17 protein-coding genes are annotated in these 17,768 nt (G+C 29.9%); 6 read left to right on the top strand and 11 right to left on the bottom strand.

Going from position 1 to position 17,768, the window contains the following annotated elements:
* Positions 1-274: 274 nt before the first annotated feature.
* From ACIQZ1_RS03805 to pyrF, 3 genes are all read right to left on the bottom strand, one after another.
* Positions 275-1,054, bottom strand: coding sequence for an alpha/beta fold hydrolase (locus tag ACIQZ1_RS03805; protein ID WP_396159223.1), 780 nt, complete (start codon positions 1,052-1,054; stop codon positions 275-277).
* 2 nt (positions 1,055-1,056) lie between these two features.
* Positions 1,057-1,887 carry an ABC transporter substrate-binding protein gene (locus ACIQZ1_RS03800; protein ID WP_396159221.1) on the bottom strand — a complete coding sequence of 277 codons (831 nt, stop codon included), beginning with the start codon at positions 1,885-1,887 and terminating at the stop codon, positions 1,057-1,059.
* Between the two features lie 146 nt (positions 1,888-2,033).
* Positions 2,034-2,861 (bottom strand): orotidine-5'-phosphate decarboxylase, encoded by an 828-nt coding sequence (pyrF, locus tag ACIQZ1_RS03795; RefSeq protein WP_396159219.1) that lies wholly within the window; start codon positions 2,859-2,861, stop codon positions 2,034-2,036.
* A 180-nt stretch (positions 2,862-3,041) separates the two neighbouring features.
* Between pyrF and ACIQZ1_RS03790 the strand changes: the two genes are divergently transcribed.
* The 3 genes from ACIQZ1_RS03790 (at position 3,042) to can (ending at position 5,663) form a co-directional block, all read left to right on the top strand.
* Complete coding sequence (locus ACIQZ1_RS03790; protein ID WP_396159217.1) at positions 3,042-3,299, top strand: hypothetical protein; 258 nt, start codon at positions 3,042-3,044, stop codon at positions 3,297-3,299.
* A gap of 66 nt (positions 3,300-3,365) precedes the next feature.
* Complete coding sequence (locus ACIQZ1_RS03785) at positions 3,366-5,006, top strand: SulP family inorganic anion transporter (protein ID WP_396159215.1); 1,641 nt, start codon at positions 3,366-3,368, stop codon at positions 5,004-5,006.
* Positions 5,007-5,018: 12 nt separating this feature from the next.
* On the top strand, positions 5,019-5,663 hold the full coding sequence (gene can, locus ACIQZ1_RS03780; protein WP_396159213.1) for a carbonate dehydratase: 645 nt from the start codon (positions 5,019-5,021) through the stop codon (positions 5,661-5,663).
* 5 nt (positions 5,664-5,668) lie between these two features.
* On the opposite strand, the gene ACIQZ1_RS03775 is transcribed toward can, so the two are convergent.
* Genes ACIQZ1_RS03775 through ACIQZ1_RS03760 form a run of 4 tightly spaced genes read right to left on the bottom strand, consistent with a single transcriptional unit; the run spans position 5,669 to position 8,715 of the window.
* Positions 5,669-6,631, bottom strand: a complete 963-nt coding sequence (locus ACIQZ1_RS03775; protein WP_396159212.1) for a sodium-dependent bicarbonate transport family permease — start codon at positions 6,629-6,631, stop codon at positions 5,669-5,671.
* 1 nt (position 6,632) lies between these two features.
* Positions 6,633-7,595: an L-threonylcarbamoyladenylate synthase gene (locus ACIQZ1_RS03770; RefSeq protein WP_396159210.1), complete on the bottom strand. Its 963-nt coding sequence runs from the start codon at positions 7,593-7,595 to the stop codon at positions 6,633-6,635.
* Positions 7,596-7,598: 3 nt separating this feature from the next.
* Complete coding sequence (locus tag ACIQZ1_RS03765; protein WP_396159208.1) at positions 7,599-8,435, bottom strand: DUF6671 family protein; 837 nt, start codon at positions 8,433-8,435, stop codon at positions 7,599-7,601.
* A 1-nt stretch (position 8,436) separates the two neighbouring features.
* Positions 8,437-8,715: a hypothetical protein gene (locus tag ACIQZ1_RS03760; RefSeq protein WP_396159206.1), complete on the bottom strand. Its 279-nt coding sequence runs from the start codon at positions 8,713-8,715 to the stop codon at positions 8,437-8,439.
* A gap of 206 nt (positions 8,716-8,921) precedes the next feature.
* Here ACIQZ1_RS03760 and ACIQZ1_RS03755 point away from each other — a divergent pair, with 206 nt between their 5' ends.
* A complete protein-coding gene (locus tag ACIQZ1_RS03755) occupies positions 8,922-9,734 on the top strand; it encodes a LysR substrate-binding domain-containing protein (RefSeq protein WP_396159204.1) in 813 nt (270 codons plus the stop codon).
* On the opposite strand, the gene ACIQZ1_RS03750 is transcribed toward ACIQZ1_RS03755, so the two are convergent.
* Both ACIQZ1_RS03750 and ACIQZ1_RS03745 read right to left on the bottom strand, forming a co-directional pair.
* Positions 9,731-10,921, bottom strand: a complete 1,191-nt coding sequence (locus ACIQZ1_RS03750; RefSeq protein WP_396159202.1) for an LETM1-related biofilm-associated protein — start codon at positions 10,919-10,921, stop codon at positions 9,731-9,733. The genes ACIQZ1_RS03755 and ACIQZ1_RS03750 overlap by 4 nt on opposite strands.
* A complete protein-coding gene (locus ACIQZ1_RS03745; protein WP_396159199.1) occupies positions 10,911-11,972 on the bottom strand; it encodes a DUF3810 domain-containing protein in 1,062 nt (353 codons plus the stop codon). The genes ACIQZ1_RS03750 and ACIQZ1_RS03745 overlap by 11 nt, the downstream gene beginning before the upstream one ends.
* Positions 11,973-12,084: 112 nt before the next feature.
* On the opposite strand from ACIQZ1_RS03745, the gene ACIQZ1_RS03740 reads away from it, so the two are divergent.
* Entirely contained in the window at positions 12,085-13,551 is a 1,467-nt protein-coding gene (locus tag ACIQZ1_RS03740; RefSeq protein WP_396159197.1) for an aminoacyl-histidine dipeptidase, read from the top strand.
* Positions 13,552-13,593: 42 nt separating this feature from the next.
* Here the strand turns inward: ACIQZ1_RS03740 and carB are convergent, their stop codons facing one another.
* Together carB and rpmH are read right to left on the bottom strand one after the other, a co-directional pair.
* The gene (gene carB / locus ACIQZ1_RS03735) at positions 13,594-16,449 is read right to left on the bottom strand and encodes a carbamoyl-phosphate synthase large subunit (protein WP_396159195.1); all 2,856 of its coding nucleotides are present in this window, start codon (positions 16,447-16,449) and stop codon (positions 13,594-13,596) included.
* Between the two features lie 98 nt (positions 16,450-16,547).
* The gene (gene rpmH / locus ACIQZ1_RS03730; RefSeq protein WP_091315350.1) at positions 16,548-16,709 is read right to left on the bottom strand and encodes a 50S ribosomal protein L34; all 162 of its coding nucleotides are present in this window, start codon (positions 16,707-16,709) and stop codon (positions 16,548-16,550) included.
* A gap of 150 nt (positions 16,710-16,859) precedes the next feature.
* On the opposite strand from rpmH, the gene ACIQZ1_RS03725 reads away from it, so the two are divergent.
* Complete coding sequence (locus ACIQZ1_RS03725) at positions 16,860-17,378, top strand: DUF2892 domain-containing protein (RefSeq protein ID WP_353079738.1); 519 nt, start codon at positions 16,860-16,862, stop codon at positions 17,376-17,378.
* Positions 17,379-17,768: the final 390 nt, after the last annotated feature.

The raw sequence follows: 17,768 nt of genomic DNA, 5'->3' as shown, positions 1-17,768 counted from the left end.
ATTTTTATTTATAATTTATAGGAGTAAAAAATCAACAATATTTAAAATAATGTCTTACCAGAAAATATAAAATGTAACGTATCTAAAACTAAAAATATCTTAAAAATCTATCCGATAAATAATTGCTTTGAAATTTAACATGTTATAGAATAAGTATAACAAAATCTTAACACAATTAACTAACTTAAATTCAGATATTTGTAAATGAATAAATAGTTTTTTAAGGTTAGTTTTTAGTTAAGGAACAACTGGAATTTAGGTTTCAGTTGTTTTTTTATGCCTTTTTTTGGTTTTTAATATATTGAATTACTTCCGAATTAAATATTTCCCATTTTTCTACGTTTACCACGTGGCCACAGTTTTCAAAAACTATTAATTTGGAAAATTTATAATGACTTTCCACCACTTTCCTTACGGAAGGTAAAAACATATAATCTTCTTCTCCCATAACATATAAAGTTGGCACATGCAACTCCACTTGACGAAACCATTTTAAAATTGGGTTAATTTCAGCAGTTAGCTTAAACCATTTAATAAATTCTTTTTGATACAGTTTTTTTGCTTCATTGATGAATAACAAACGTGATTGTTTATGATTTTTGTTTGGCATAATTACAAATGCAAAAAATCGATACAAAACCAAATAAGGTAAAACATATTTAAATGTATTTCCCAAACGCATTAAAATTTGGGAGCGAAAATTCATTTTCAAAATAGCGCCTCCCATAATCATACTTTCCACTCTATTTTCGTACATTTCTGCAAATTGCCGGATTACTATAGTTCCTAAAGAAATACCAATGAAGTGAGATTTGTCGATATTCAAATGATTTAATACCTCTAAAACATCATTAGCAATGGCTTTAAATGTATATTTTTTTGTTATTTTTTCTTTTGAATTGCCGTGACCACGTAAATCTAATAACAAAACATTAAAATGACTTTTGAATTCTTTAATTTGTTTAAACCAAATAGAAGAGCTACCACCTGCACCATGAACAAATGTTACCCATTCGGTTGTATTTTTGTTTTCGTATGTAGTGTAAGCTATCATTTTTATTTGTAAATGTATAGCTTTTCTTGTAACAAAGTGAAATAATCGAACGCTTTAACTAATCGAGTTCCATACCAAGAAAACATTTCACCATCTACAAAAATAGTTTTTGCGTGGTGCGTATGTCTTCCTAACTCGAAAGCATGCTCATCTGTAAAAGGAAATGGTTCGGAAGATAAAAAAACAAAATCAGGATCCCCTTGAATTCGCATCTTATTTATGACTACTTCTGGATATCTTCCTTCATATTTTGGATTATTATCATAAATATTTTCTAATCCGTTCATTTTTAGCATCTCATTTATAAATGTATCGCCAGCAGCAACCATATATGGATTTGCCCAAATAAAATACGCTACTTTTTGCTTAGCATTTTCTTCAAATTTGGACGCTACAAGAGTTTGAAATTTTTGATATCCAAAGTTGATTTTATCAACCCACTTTTGTGCATTGGTTCGTTTATTAAATAAATTACCAAAATCTTCAATCATTTTATTATTATCTGCTATCGTAACAATATCTGTCACCCAAACAGGACAAATAGTTCTTAATTGCTCGACAATTTCTTGAGTATTTTCTTCTTTATTGGCAATAATTATATCTGGTTGTAGGGCTTTTATTTTATCGAATTTAATGTTTTTCGTACCACCAATAATTTCTTTAGTTGATTTAAAATGAAAGGGATGTACACAAAACTTAGTAATTCCAACGATTTCATCTTCCAAACCTAAATCGTATAATAATTCCGTTTGTGAAGGCACTAAAGAAATAATTCTTTTAGGTGTGTTTTCGAAAGTATGGGTTGTACCAAGTTGGTCCGTGAATTTTTTCATTTTATTTGGTGAAGGGTTTTGGGTTTTGGAATTTAACTTTCAAATATAATTAAACACATAGGAACATAGAAAAGATTCTGATAAATTAAGTAGCTTTGCTTTAGATAGGAAAAACAGACAGATTACCCTTTTACTTTGTCACTTTGCTACTTTTTACTTTTACTTAAAATAACATCCATTTCTTGTTGCAACTTCAACGCTTCTTTCCTTGCCTTTTCAACGAAATCAGTTCCGTTTGAAGCGTAAATTATACCCCTTGAAGAATTGATTAATAAACCAACGTTTTCACTCATTCCGTATTTACAAACTTGGGCTAAACTTCCGCCTTGTGCACCCACACCTGGAACTAATAAAAAACTATTAGGAACAATTTTACGAATTTCGGTAAAATACTCTGCTTTTGTGGCACCTACAACATACATTAAATTTTCACTATTTTTCCAATTTTTAGAAGTTTCTAAAACCGTTTTATACAATTCTTGGCCGTTGTTAGTATTTAAAGTTTGAAAATCGAAAGCGCCTTCGTTTGAAGTTAATGCCAACATAATGGTATGTTTATTTTCAAAATCTAAAAAAGGTTCTACAGAATCTTTTCCCATATAGGGTGCAACAGTAACCGAATCAAAATTTAAATCTTCAAAAAAAGCTTTGGCATACATTGTTGATGTATTGCCAATATCACCTCGTTTTGCATCGGCTATTGTGAAAATATCGGGATAGTTATTGTTAATATAATCGATTGTTTTCTGTAACGACTGCCATCCTTTGATGCCATATGCTTCATAAAATGCTGTATTTGGTTTGTACGAAACACATACATCGTGCGTAGCATCAATGATAGCTTTATTAAATTCGAAGATTGGATCTTCTGTTGTTAATAAATGAGCTGGAATTTTAGTCAAATCCACATCTAAACCAATACATAAAAATGATTTTTTTAGACGAATTTGCTCAATAAGTTGTGAAGTAGTCATTTTATTTGTTTTGTGGTTACAAAAGTATAAATAATTTAATTGAGAAGTTACAAACCTGCAATTTGTTTTATTAGAATAATGAAACAAAGTACATAATAATTTCTTATATTTGCTATAAATTTATTTAATACATTGAAAATCATAGCACAAATAGTAATTTTTATTTTCATAACATCTGTAATGAAACCATCTTTTATTTGGTTTGTTAAGGATACTGAAAAATGTTATTCCTATTGTGATTTAGAAAAAGATACCGATAATTCTGAAGAAAAAGAATTAGAAAAAAACGAATTTGATTTTTTTGACAAAATAATATTTACAGATAAAATTTACTTTATATCATTAATTAATGAAGATAGTGTAAATTTATTTCATTTTCTAAACAATCATAATTCCCAATTCAAAGAAATTTTTTCTCCACCACCAGAAATAGTTTAATATATGTTCGTTTATCGATGTTAGCATTCAACATCAAAGAATAATTTATTAAATTTATATTTTGGTATGTCTAAAAAAATTAATCTTTTTTCAAACCTTAAATCTGATTTTGCTTCAGGCTTAGTGGTTTTTCTAGTGGCTTTGCCATTATGTCTCGGTATTGCACTAGCAAGCGGAGCACCTTTATTTTCAGGTATTATTTCAGGTATTGTAGGTGGTGTAATTGTTGGATATTTAAGTCAGTCGCATTTAAGCGTTTCTGGACCTGCGGCAGGTTTGACTGCAATTGTTTTAACTGCAATAACTGATTTAGGTTCATTTAATATATTCCTTTTAGCTGTTTTACTTGCTGGATTAATTCAGTTAGCACTTGGTTTCATTAAAGCTGGAAGTATTTCAAACTATTTCCCAAATAATGTTATTGAAGGAATGTTGGCTGGGATTGGAGTAATAATAATACTGAAACAAATTCCTCACGCATTTGGTTATGATCCAGATTTTGAAGGTGATGAATCTTTTTTTCAACCTGATGGGCAAAATACTTTTTCTGAAATTTTCAATATATTTAATCATATTCAATTAGGTTCGATAGTTATAGCTTCAATTTCGTTAGCAATTTTGATTTTATGGAATAAAGTTGACGTTTTAAAGAAAATAAAACTAATTCCACCAGCTTTAGTAGCGGTTATTGTAAGTGTTTTACTAAACGAATTTTTTATACAATCTCGAAGTAATTTAGCGATCGTAAAAGAGCATTTGGTTAGTTTACCTGTCCCAACCACTTTAGAAGAATTCAAAAATATTATTGTAACACCTGATTTTACTGCAATTTCAAATTCTAAGGTTTGGATTGTTGCTATAACTATTGCAATAGTTGCTTCAATTGAAACATTATTATGTATTGAGGCTTCCGACAGAATGGATACACAAAAAAGATATACAAATACTAATATAGAATTAAAAGCACAAGGAATTGGTAATATTATAAGTTCACTTTTAGGCGGTTTACCAATGACTTCAGTTGTAGTAAGAACATCTGCAAATAATACCGCTGGTGCAAAATCAAAAATGTCAGCAATAATTCACGGTGTGCTTTTATTGGTGAGTGTTTTAGCAATCCCATCAATATTGAATAAAATACCATTAGCTACATTAGCAGCGGTTTTGTTATTAGTAGGTTATAAATTAGCTAATCCTGCAACAATTAAGCATTTTTGGGAAAAAGGAAAATATCAATTTATTCCATTTATGGCTACTTTTGGTGCAGTAGTTTTTACTGATTTATTAAAGGGTGTTGCTTTAGGAATGATTATTAGTGTTATATTTGTTTTAAAGGGAAATATGAAACGTGCCTATCTTTTCAGAAAAGAAGAATATCATGATGGCGATATCATTCATATCGATTTAGCACAGGAAGTTTCGTTTTTGAATAAAGCAGCAATAAAAACAACATTATCTGAAATACCAGAAAATGCTTTTGTAACCATTAATGCATCAAATACTGTTTATATTGCACACGATATTTTAACTTTGATTACAGAATTTGCAGAAGTTAATGCAAAAGAATTAAATATTGATGTGAAATTAGAAGGTTTTAAAAAAGCATATAATTTAGAAAATAATGAATATTTTAAAAGCACTGTAACTTTTGAAAAAAAATACAATGCTTTGAAACGAAAAGTAGAAATAGTAAGAAGTAATAAATAAAAATATAGAAAAATGAGTAATGATTTTTATAAAAAGATTTTAGACAACAATAAAAAATGGGTTGAAAATCAATTAGCAATTGATGTAGAATATTTTAAAGATTTAGCTAAAGGACAGCAACCACCTTTATTATGGATTGGCTGTTCAGACAGTCGTGTACCAGCTAACGAAATTATTGGTGCAAAACCAGGTGAAGTTTTTGTTCACAGAAATATTGCTAATATGGTTATACATAGTGATATGAATATGCTAAGTGTACTAGATTATGCGGTAAATGTTTTAAAAGTAAAACACGTTATTGTTTGTGGACATTATGGTTGTGGTGGAGTAAAAGCTGCTATGGGTAATCAATCTATAGGATTAATTGATAATTGGATTCGTCATATTAAAGATGTCTATCGTTTACATGATGCATATTTAAATTCAATTGAAGATGAAGATGAACGATTTAATAAGTTTGTTGAAATCAATGCACAAGAACAAGTTTTTGATTTAGCAAAAACTTCAATTGTCCAAAATGCATGGAGAAATGGACAAGAACTTACACTTCACGGTTGGACTTATGGTTTAAATTCTGGATATGTAACCGATTTAGGTGTAAATATGAGTTCTAATGAAGAATTAGATGAAGTGTATCAATTGAAGTTTTCGAACTAAAATAATTACAAACATTTAATTAGTGTTAAGTAAATAGGCATTCCTATAGTAATATTTAAAGGAAATGTTACTGCTAATGTCATAGGTAAAAACAACCCTGGATTTGCTTTTGGCACGGCAATTTTCATAGCAGCAGGTACAGCAATATATGATGCGCTTGCTGCTAAAACCGCTAACATAAATCGATTGCCTATATCGTCCGTTACTATTTGACTGCATAAAGCTACAACGCTTCCATTAATCAATGGAATAAACAGAGCAAAAAATACTGCAAACCAGCCGCTTTTTACAAAATCTCCTAACTTTTTACCACTTACAATTCCCATATCTAAAAGAAATATGGCTAAAAAACCTTTAAATAAATCATTTGTAAATGGTTTTATTCCCATCGCCTGTTCTTCACTAGCAAGCAGTCCAATTACTAAACTCCCTAAAATTAAAAGTACGCTTCCATTGGTAAAAGAATGCTTAATTAAAGATATAAGTGAGGTATTCGTTTCTTTTTTCTTATCAAACATTCGGATTAATATTACACCTACAATAATAGCTGGTGCTTCCATTAATGCCATAACTGCAACCATATGACCGCTAAACTCCATATGTTGAATCTCTAAAAAAGAAGCAGCAGTTACAAAAGTTACCGCACTTACTGACCCATAAGCGGCAGCAATTGCACCAGCATCAAAAACATTAAATTTTCTTCTTAAAATGAAGAAGGAATATATCGGAATAATTAATGCGATAAGTATTCCGAACAAAACAGACCATACAATTTCCAAAGTAAATTCGCTATGAGCTAATTCTTGGCCACCTTTAAATCCGATAGAGAATAATAGATATAGTGATATAAACTTAGAAGAATTAGGTGGTATTTCTAAATCACTTTTTAATTTAACAGCAACTATTCCTAAAATAAAAAAAAGTAACGCTGGGTTTGTAAGGTTTTCGAATAGTAAATCTAAATTCATTTTATTTGTTTTTAGTAGCTCGTTCTAAACGATCATTAATTGAGTTTCCCAAATCGATTTCTGGAAACTTTTGGGCAATAATTAGGTCTAAATTTTGAGTATCTAAACGATGCATTGCCGCGTATAAATTAGCAGTAGCTTCCTTCAGACTCCCTTTCTTTGATAGAATCTCAATAACTACATCTTCTTTGTCAATCGTAACATTATTAAATAAAAGCAATCCAATCTTTTTTGTTGGATATTTTTCAATCTCTTTTTTTACATCATTAACTAATATAGTTTTTGTTAAGGGCGCATAATGCCTGGTAAGCATTCCTGGTGCCTCTGGAGCATTCTCGTTTTTATTTTTAAGTAAAATTGGACCAATAACGCTTTCAATTTCTTCTCTTGAAATAGCTCCTAGTCTATACAAAATTGGCTCTTCATTCTCAAATCCGATTATTGTAGACTCAATACCATTCTCACAATTACCACCATCTAAAACCAATGGAAGTGTATTTGAAAAATAATTTGCTACATGTTCTGCAGTAGTCGGACTAATAGAACCGAAAGGATTTGCACTTGGAGCTGCTAATGGAAAATCTAACTTAGACAACAATTCTAAAGTTAAAAAATGATTAGGGATTCTGACTGCAACTGTATCTTTTCCGCCAGTAACCAAATCAGAAATAGAATTTTGCTTTTTTAATACAAGCGTTAGCGGACCCGGCCAAAAATTATTAGCTAATAATTTAGCTTTTAAAGGAATTTCCGAACATATCGTTTCTAAACAAGTTAAGGAATGCACATGAACGATTAACGGATTAAAAAATGGTCTTTTTTTGGTTTCAAATATTTTTTTTATTGCCTTTTCGCTAAATATATTACCTGCCAAACCATAAACCGTTTCTGTTGGAATAGCTACTACTTCATCGTTTTCTAGCAGATTTTTCGCTAAATCTAATTCTTTTGATATTTGGATCATAAATTATGGGTTACACGTGTCACAATAGGTTGGCTCTTCATAAGTTATACCTCTTGGAAACATTTTTTTACTACTATGATTGCATTTTTTACATTGGTACAAATAATATAAAGTGGAGCGTGTAGGATTTTTACAAAGCTCACACGGCAATCCTGAAACAGCGTCTACAATATCAAAACCTGGTGTTTGACATGTTGGACAAAGTGATTTTATTTTTTCAATTAACTGCCAAGTTGCTTTTTCAATTACTTTCATTCGAGTAGGATTGAACATGGCTCTCATATCCGTTTCTACATATACAAAACCATTCTTATTGTTTAATTCATAAAATTTTTCTAGCAACTCGTTTTCAGATTGTATACCTTTGAAAATAGTTGAAAAATTTACTTCATCTGATTTTAAAATTAGTGCATGAGACGGAAAATTTACTTTTTCAGCAAAAGTCAGTAAATCTGTTTCATTAGAAATTTTTTCACCATTAAAATTGGTTTCCAAACTAATTTCTTTTGCTATAATTTCAAGATCATTTTTAAAATCTTTTAGCATTACTAATTCTTGATTTGCATGTGCAAAAAAAATAGATGGATGCGCTCCAAAAGAGCCTTCGCTAGCAATTACTAAATCAGATTTTGAGGCATTAGCAGCGTGGATACATTTATTTCTTAGTGTGGTTAAGGCATCGTGTTTACGTTCAATTTCACCAGAAAATGTTCCTAAAGTATCCGTGTCAAATTGTTCAGATACAAAACAAGTAATCGCAAGTTCTTTCTCGAGAATTGGAGATATAACAAGCTCTTTTTTATGTTTTGTTGCAATTAGCACATTTCGACCTGCAAACATATCATTCTTCTAAACGAATAGTTAGTGTACTATTAATTATCAATCTTTTATTATTCTCTTTTGCACTGGCAATAACTTGTTTAATGTCATCTTTAGTTGCTATTAATTCTTGTATACGAACTTTTGAGTGTGCCATTTCTTGATTAAATCTGATATGATTACTAAAATCTTCTCTATTATGATAATCTATTTTATAATTAAGCAAAGCGATTAAAAGTTTGTCAGCGTCATCGAAAGTAAAAACACCATCAATAAATTTAAAGTCTTGTTCTTTTTCCATTATATTTTGTATTAAATTATATTACGCTGCAAAATTGAAACTTTTTATTCATAAAATTTTATTTATATTTGTAATGTAAAACATAATATATTTTTATGAACTATACCTTACATCAACTTCAGGTTTTTTATAAAATAACCGAAACATTAAGTATTACTAAAGCAGCAGAATAATTGTTTTTATCTCAACCTGCGGTTTCAATTCAATTGAAAAATTTCCAAAATCAGTTTGATATTCCATTAACAGAAATTGTGGGTAGACAAATTTATATTACAGATTTTGGTAAAGAAATTGCAGCAGCAGCAGAAGCTATACTAAATGAAGTATATGCAATAAACTATAAAACGCAAGCTTATAAAGGACAATTATCTGGAAGATTAAAAATATCCGTAGTTTCAACAGGAAAATATGTAATGCCTTATTTTTTGAGTGATTTTATTAACAATAATAAAGAAGTAGAGTTAGAAATGGATGTGACTAACAAAACAAAAACATTAAAATCGTTAAAAAATAATGAAATTGATTTTGCTTTAGTTTCAATACTTCCAAAAGATATAGAAGTTGAATCGAAAATTATTTTAGAAAACAAATTGTTTTTAATAGGTAATAAATATGTAGATATTAATCCTAAAAATGATTTAGCTGAATATGCTGCAAATTACCCGCTTATATATAGGGAAGCTGGATCTGCAACTAGAATTACTATGGAAAATTATTTAGATCAAAACGGAATTAAACCAAATATGAAACTCCAATTAACTTCAAATGAAGCAGTAAAACAATCTGTAATTGCAGGATTAGGACTTTCGATAATGCCTCTAATAGGATTGAAAAATGAATTAGACAAAGGTGATCTTAAAATAATTCCTGTAAAAAAACTACCGATAGTTTCTAGTTGGCGATTAATTTGGTTAAAAGGAAAAAAATTCAGCCCAGTGGCAAATGCTTATTTAAAATATATAAATGCCTCACATGAAGAAATAAAAAACACTTATTTTTCATGGATTTCTAATTATTAATCCTTTAAATTTTCATTAAACGCTGAAGGCAATAATTGTGGAATAAATTTTATCAAAATTGGTAATAACAATCCACCTCCAGGAAGTAAAAAAATAGTAAGCGACGGAATGCTTTTGCAGATGTCTAACAACTGTTTTTTTACTTTCTTTTTTTCTTCAAAACTCAATTCACTTTGAGTTGATTTTCCTAATAATTTTACCAATTCTTTACTTTCTGAAAGCTCTTTAAGTAACCGTGTTTTATTTCTACTTACTAATTTTGCAATATTGTCTTGGGTATTCGTATAAAATTGTTTTACTGGATGATTTAAATTATAAAAAGGTAAATTATTTTTATTTTTATTTATAAATTCAACTAATTCATAACCAGTGTTTTGATTTAATTTATTTAAACCTAATTTTAAAGCGAATTCTGAAAGAAAAACTTGCTCGTTTTCATTAACAACACCATCACTTATCAATGTCATATGAGCAATTTCATACAAATACATACCTTCTAATGCAGACCTATTTCCTTCAAAAACTACATCTATAATTTCGTTACTTTTTACTTTAGAAACTTTGGAATATCTTAACGAATTTTCAAACATTTTTAATAACATAATATCATACTCCGATTTTTGCTTTTTTACATTTAATGAAAACATAATTAATGCCAAACATTTGCGTTCTAGATTCTTAAAAAAATCAAGATTAATTGTGTTTTGATTTAGATAATATTCAAAAGCCAAAACATCAATATACAACATGGAATTGGTTACCATATGTGTGAAATTTTTGGTAACTATATTATCATTTGTTTGTAAACGCTCGTTGATAATACTTTCTAATTTTTGATAGGAATTGGCATGCGGCAAAACCATATTTAAAAAACTAAAATTTCCTTTTGATATTATAGTATAAAATTGAAATAAATCTTCAATAAATAATTGATAATCCGTCTCTTTTTTTGTTTTATGTAAAGCAAATAAAGTAGCTAAAAAACCAACTTTCATTTTTTCTTCATTATCCCATTTTGTATCATCTAAATTATTATCCAGATGATAGTTTACTACATAACCATAAATTAGACCACTTTTCTGACATGCCAAAAAAAATGACTCATCAGTTATGTAATCTGACACATCAGCAGCATACTGATTTAGGAACTTTTCAATCCAACCGTTAATTGATGGGTTAATTTGCATGAATTATCTCGTGTTTTAAATCGTAATTAATTAATAATCCAACAAACTTACTATAACTTTCCATTCCGTCTTTTTGTTGATTCATCTTTAAAAATGTATCGTAAATGTATTCAAAAAAAGTGTCAATCCATGAATGGTAGTGTTTCCAAAAGGTTTTGTTTTCGTTAAAATTTTCCAAAACACCTTTGTTAATAAATACTTTATATGTTTTACTACTTCCTTCTTCAATTAGCTCTAAATTATACAAACAATAATTTAATGCGAAAGCATACGCCGAATATTGAAAATACACATCTTTATTTTGCGAAGCTGCTATAAATCCGATAAAATTGCAATCACTTTCAGATGCTATTCCAGTTTGATGCGCCATTTCATGACAAATAGTTAATGGCGAAGTATATTTAGGTTTTAAATAATTCACTTGTGCTTCATTGGTAAACGGATTGAGATACCCTCCAAATCCCATATAACTCAAAGGCAAACTAAAGATTGTAGATTTAATGCTTTTATTTTGATATTGAATTTGCGACAACGGTTTAGGTAAATTATAATATCCGTTTGGTGCCATTCCATACATCTGTTGCTCTGAATAATTAAATATTACTTTTTTATAATGTTCTTTTTCTATTTTAAGTTGTAACTGATTTGTTTTGGCTATTAATTTTAACGTCAAATTTTGCAATTGTTCTTTAGTATATTCTTTTTCGATACCTATTTTTTCATGCAATGGAATTCGATAATAATTCAATCCCCATAAAAAATGAAATAAGAAATACAAAATCGAAATAAAATTCAAAATACTTAAACCGTTTGATTTCCATTTTTTAAAAAATCCAATTCTATTGTTAAATAACCATCTGAAAATTAGTAATATTAAAACAACATAGGCAATATCACCTACAGAAAAAGGAATCCAACCTAAAAGCAATCGACAAATTTTAGAAATATACAAATACAAGCCATTGCTGTAAAAACGCTCTACAAATTCTGGAAAAAGCGAAAGTACTTTAATCAGAATAATTTGAATAATTAATAAATATAATTTCTTCACAAAATGAATTTAAATTGTAAATATAACTACAATTTCATTTATTAAGAAATTAAACTTTGTAACTTTGTAATTCAAAAAATCTGAATAAATAATATAAAAAAATAATTGATAAATGAGTCAAGAAGTAAGAAATTTAGAACCAAAAATACTTTGGAACAAATTTGCCGATTTAAATGCCGTACCACGTCCATCTAAAAAAGAAGAACGTATTATTGCATTTATGATGAAATTTGGTCAAGAATTAGGATTAAATACCATTAAAGACGAAGTAGGAAACGTAATTATAAAAAAACCTGCAACAGCCGGAATGGAAAATCGTAAAACCATTGTAATGCAATCGCATTTAGATATGGTACATCAAAAAAACAATGATACGGATTTCGATTTCGATACACAAGGTATTGAAATGTATGTTGATGGTGAATGGGTTCGTGCCAAAGGAACTACTTTAGGTGCCGACAATGGTTTAGGTGTTGCTACAATTATGGCTATTTTAGAAAGTACAACAATTCCACATCCTGCCATTGAAGCTTTATTTACAATAGATGAAGAAACCGGTATGACTGGTGCAATGGGATTAAAAGGCGGCTTATTAGAAGGTGAAATCCTTTTAAATTTAGATACTGAGGAAGATGATGAAATTGATATTGGTTGTGCAGGCGGTGTAGACGTTACTGCAGTAGCTGAATACGATGAAGAAGATACTCCAGCCGATGCAGTTGGCTATACTATTACCGTAAAAGGTTTAAACGGCGGACATTCCGGAATGGATATCGACAAAGGCTTAGGTAATGCAAACAAAATTATGAACCGTTTATTATTTAATGGTTTTGAAGATTTTGGTTTACAAATTTCAACTATAAATGGTGGAAGTTTACGTAATGCCATTCCAAGAGAAAGCATTGCAGAAGTAGCCATTGCTCCCATTTACGATGAAGCATTTACGTTTGATATGCAAGAAATTATCAATGAAATAAAAGCTGAGTTTAAAACTACAGAACCCAATTTAGAAATTGTAATTGAAAAATCAGCAACCACACCTAATAAAGTTATGCCACCTATGGCACAGTTTTATATGGTTCGATCTATTTATGCAGCTCATAATGGTGTGTATAAAATGAGTGCCGATTTTGATAATTTAGTTGAAACTTCAAATAATATCGCAAAAATTACAGTTGCTCAGGGAAAATTAACCGTACAATGTTTAACGCGTTCTTCGGTAGAAACCTCAAAATTTGATTTAGCAAACGCTTTACGTTCCGCTTTTGAATTAATGGGTTGTGAAGTCACTTTTGGTGGTTCATATCCAGGTTGGACGCCAAACGCCAACTCAGAAATATTAGATATTTTAACTTCTATTTACGAAAAACAAAACGGAACCAAACCACATGTTGTAGCTTGTCACGCCGGTTTAGAATGTGGAATTTTAGGAACCAACTATCCAGAAATGGATATGATTTCTTTTGGACCAACAATCAAAGGCGCTCACAGTCCAGATGAAAGAGCAAATATTGCATCCGCACAAAAATATTGGAAATTTGTATTAGAAATTTTAGAAAATATTCCAGTTAGAAAATAGTAAAAACTAAAAATCCCAATTTTTCAATTGGGATTTTTTTATTTATTTCGTTAAGTACATTTTTCTTCTTGCGTATAAATCATAAAATTGATCATCTTTTAAATCATCAATAAACAAAATGCTTTCACCTGTTGATTTCATTTCTGGCCCTAAGGCTTTGTTAACGTTTGGAAATTTACTAAAAGAGAAAACCGGTTGTTTTATTGCGTATCCTTTTAATTGCGGATTGAAAGTAAAATCAGTTACTTTATTTTCTCCTAACATTACTTTAGTAGCATAATTTACATACGGTTCTCCATACGCTTTTGCAATAAAAGGCACGGTACGAGAAGCTCTAGGATTGGCTTCAATAATATAAACAATATCGTCTTTTATCGCAAATTGAATATTTATCAATCCAACGGTTTTTAAAGCTACTGCAATTTTCTGAGTATGATCTTTTATTTGTTGCATTACAAACTCACCCAAGTTAAAAGGAGGTAAAGTGGCATTACTATCACCAGAATGAACACCACATGGCTCGATATGCTCCATTATTCCAATTATATATACGTTGCCATCTGCATCACAAATAGCATCAGCTTCAGCTTCAATAGCGCCATCTAAATAATGGTCTAATAACAGTTTATTTCCTGGTATCGATTTTAATAAATCAATCACGTGTTCTTCCAATTCTTGTTTATTAATTACAATTTTCATTCCTTGACCTCCTAACACATAAGAAGGACGAACTAATAAAGGAAAATCTAAGGTATCTGCTAATTGCGAAGCTTCTTCAGCACTTTCAGCAATTCCAAATTGTGGAAATGGTATTTTTAATTCCGTCAATAAATCAGAGAACCTTCCTCTATCTTCTGCTAAATCTAACGCATCAAATGAAGTTCCTAAAATTTTAATTCCGTATTTCGATAATTTTTCAGCTAATTTTAAAGCAGTTTGTCCCCCTAATTGCACAATCACACCTTCTGGTTTTTCGTGCTGAATAATATCGTATATATGTTCCCAAAAAACAGGTTCAAAATATAATTTATCAGCCGTATCAAAATCTGTAGAAACGGTTTCAGGATTACAGTTAATCATAATCGTTTCGTAACCACATTCTTTAGCGGCCAAAACACCATGAACACAAGAATAATCAAACTCAATTCCTTGTCCAATTCTATTTGGTCCAGAACCTAACACAACTACTTTTTTCTTATCTGTTACAATACTTTCATTATGAACGTATCTCGTACCATCTGCTTTTTCAATTTCGGCCTCAAAAGTAGAATAATAATAAGGCGTTTGTGCTTTAAATTCTGCGGCACAAGTATCCACTAATTTATAAACACGTTGAATATTCATTTCGCTACGCAATTTATGAACTTGACTCTCCAAACATTTCATCATATGAGCAATCTGTCTGTCACCATATCCTTTTTGCTTGGCTTCTAATAATAATTCTTTGGGTAAAGTATCTACTTTATATTTTGAAATTTCTTTTTCTAAATGAAATAATTCTTCATATTGTTTCAAAAACCACATATCTATTTTAGTGATTTCATGAATTCTACTCAATGGAATTCCCATCGCAATAGCGTCATAAATCACAAAAACTCTGTCCCAACTTGCATAGGTAAGTTTTTCAATAACTTGTTCGTAATTGGTATACCCTTTTCCGTCAGCCCCTAAGCCATTTCGCTTAATTTCAAGTGATTGAGTTGCTTTATGAAGCGCTTCTTGAAATGAACGTCCAATCCCCATAACTTCTCCAACCGATTTCATCTGTAAACCTAACGTTCTGTCAGATCCTTCAAACTTATCAAAATTCCAACGAGGTATTTTTACAATCACATAATCTAAAGTAGGCTCAAATAAAGCGGAAGTAGATTTTGTAATTTGATTTTGCAATTCATCTAAATTATAACCTAAAGCTAATTTCGATGCGATTTTCGCAATAGGATATCCAGTAGCTTTTGATGCCAATGCAGAAGAACGAGAAACACGAGGATTGATTTCAATCGCAACAATATCTTCTTTTTCATCAGGTGAAACAGCAAATTGCACATTACATCCGCCAGCAAAATTACCAATTGAACGCATCATCAAAATGGCCATATCACGCATTTTCTGGAACGTTGTGTCTGATAATGTCATTGCTGGAGCAACAGTAATTGAATCTCCAGTATGAATTCCCATAGGATCCATATTTTCAATCGTACAAATAATCACTACATTATCATTACTATCACGTAATAATTCTAATTCATATTCTTTCCACCCCATTAAAGCTTTATCAATTAAAACTTCATGTATGGGTGATGCTTCTAATCCGTAAGTTAAAGCGGCATCAAAATCTTCTTTTTTATAAATAATTGCAGCACCAGTACCTCCTAAAGTAAATGAAGGTCTAATTACCAATGGAAAACCAAATTCCTGTTCAATTTCTTTTCCCTTTAAGAAAGAATTTGCTGTTTTAGCTGGTGCTTGAGGAATTCCAATTTTATTTAATAAATTCTTAAATTGCTCTCTATCTTCGGTTATATTAATTGCGTTTATATCTACTCCTATCAATCGTACATCAAAATCTTTCCAGATTCCTTTTTCGTCGGCTTCAATACATAAATTTAATGCGGTTTGACCACCCATGGTTGGTAAAACAGCATCAATTTGTGGATGTGCTTTTAAAATTTCAATTATAGATTTAGTAGTCAATGGCTTTAAATATACATGATCAGCCATAGTTGGATCTGTCATGATAGTTGCAGGATTTGAATTAATAAGAATTACTTCGATTCCCTCCTCCCTTAATGATCGAGCGGATTGCGAACCAGCATAATCAAATTCACAGGCTTGTCCAATTACTATTGGTCCTGAACCAATAATTAATACCGATTTTATTGAATTGTCTTTTGGCATGTTGTTGTGTTATTGTAGATTGAAATTTAATGCAAATATAAAAAAAAGGTGCTACTATTAAAATAGTAACACCCTGATATTTCGATTAACTAATACCATTATTTCTTATGTCTTGGTTCGCAAGATACAGTTAATTTATGTCTTCCTTTAGCTCTTCTACGAGCAAGCACCTTTCTTCCGTTAGGAGATGACATTCTGTCCATGAAACCGTGCTTATTTCTTCTTTTTCTCTTTGATGGTTGAAATGTTCTCTTACTCATTGTTAGTATTTTTAAATTCTATATAATTCTTTAATAATATGGCTTTCTTTAAACCGAGTGCAAATATACAAAGACTTTTTTCAAATACAAATACTTTTTTAAAATTATTTTTAATAGATTTTATTACCTTTGTAAACTAAATTAAATATCATGTTCAATAAAAACATAAAACTAATTACAGCAGCAGGATTAATTTCATTTGCAATTTACTTATTCATTATTGGTGGTAATATCGGAAATGGAATATTTTTAATTCTATTATCAACCCTTTTTATCTTATTTTATTTTAAAAATGAATTAATTATTTTATCATTTTTACAGCTAAGAAAACAAAATTTCGACGGTGCAAAAAAATATTTAGATAAAATTAGCAATCCAGAGACAGCTCTAGTAAAAAAGCAACAAGGGTACTATAACTACTTAAATGGATTAATGGTTTCGCAAACTAACTTAAATCAGGCAGAAAAATACTTTAGAAAAGCAATTGAATTAGGTTTAAGTATGGATCAAGACTTAGCTTTAGCCAAACTACAATTAGCAGGAATTGCAGCTTCAAAAAGAAGAAAAATTGAAGCAGAAAAATGGCTAAGTGAAGCTAAAAAATTAGACAAACACAATATGCTGAAAGATCAAATCGTAATGATGAAACAACAATTAAAAAGAATATAATTTAAAAAGTCCCATAATGGGACTTTTTTTGTACTTTATAATTACGGTTTAATTTTGAAAGTTATTAAATTTTATTACTATTTAAAAATAATTTAATCATAGACATTAAAATTTCTCTGCTCAAAATTTAGAAATAAAAAATTTTCTCAATACAAATTCCACCTTTTTATTTTGTGCGTTCCCCTTCAGGTCGTGTGTTCCGTTATATTTTTTTTGGTGTTATTTTTTTTTTTAAAGGATGCCACTACACCCACTAACGCATTGGTTTTCATAAGATAAATCTTGTAAACAAGTTATGAATCTCGTTTATATAACAAAAATAAGAGGCTATCTTTTCAGATAGCCTCTTATTAAAAGAAGGCGGCGAACCGAGCTTGCGAACACGCCGTA

The organism is Flavobacterium sp. (assembly GCF_044341185.1).
Classification (GTDB): Bacteria; Bacteroidota; Bacteroidia; order Flavobacteriales; family Flavobacteriaceae; genus Flavobacterium.
The sequence above is the reverse complement of the archived record's forward strand: the minus strand, read 5'-3'. Positions and strand labels throughout refer to the sequence as shown.

Bases quoted from the DNA above. Each gene is read 5' to 3' on its own strand.
- ACIQZ1_RS03805 (WP_396159223.1), bottom strand. From the start codon at position 1,054: ATGATAGCTTACACTACATACGAAAACAAAAATACAACCGAATGGGTA.
- ACIQZ1_RS03800 (WP_396159221.1), bottom strand. From the start codon at position 1,887: ATGAAAAAATTCACGGACCAACTTGGTACAACCCATACTTTCGAAAAC.
- pyrF (WP_396159219.1), bottom strand. From the start codon at position 2,861: ATGACTACTTCACAACTTATTGAGCAAATTCGTCTAAAAAAATCATTT.
- ACIQZ1_RS03790 (WP_396159217.1), top strand. From the start codon at position 3,042: ATGAAACCATCTTTTATTTGGTTTGTTAAGGATACTGAAAAATGTTAT.
- ACIQZ1_RS03785 (WP_396159215.1), top strand. From the start codon at position 3,366: ATGTCTAAAAAAATTAATCTTTTTTCAAACCTTAAATCTGATTTTGCT.
- can (WP_396159213.1), top strand. From the start codon at position 5,019: ATGAGTAATGATTTTTATAAAAAGATTTTAGACAACAATAAAAAATGG.
- ACIQZ1_RS03775 (WP_396159212.1), bottom strand. From the start codon at position 6,631: ATGAATTTAGATTTACTATTCGAAAACCTTACAAACCCAGCGTTACTT.
- ACIQZ1_RS03770 (WP_396159210.1), bottom strand. From the start codon at position 7,595: ATGATCCAAATATCAAAAGAATTAGATTTAGCGAAAAATCTGCTAGAA.
- ACIQZ1_RS03765 (WP_396159208.1), bottom strand. From the start codon at position 8,435: ATGTTTGCAGGTCGAAATGTGCTAATTGCAACAAAACATAAAAAAGAG.
- ACIQZ1_RS03760 (WP_396159206.1), bottom strand. From the start codon at position 8,715: ATGGAAAAAGAACAAGACTTTAAATTTATTGATGGTGTTTTTACTTTC.
- ACIQZ1_RS03750 (WP_396159202.1), bottom strand. From the start codon at position 10,921: ATGCAAATTAACCCATCAATTAACGGTTGGATTGAAAAGTTCCTAAAT.
- ACIQZ1_RS03740 (WP_396159197.1), top strand. From the start codon at position 12,085: ATGAGTCAAGAAGTAAGAAATTTAGAACCAAAAATACTTTGGAACAAA.
- carB (WP_396159195.1), bottom strand. From the start codon at position 16,449: ATGCCAAAAGACAATTCAATAAAATCGGTATTAATTATTGGTTCAGGA.
- rpmH (WP_091315350.1), bottom strand. From the start codon at position 16,709: ATGAGTAAGAGAACATTTCAACCATCAAAGAGAAAAAGAAGAAATAAG.
- ACIQZ1_RS03725 (WP_353079738.1), top strand. From the start codon at position 16,860: ATGTTCAATAAAAACATAAAACTAATTACAGCAGCAGGATTAATTTCA.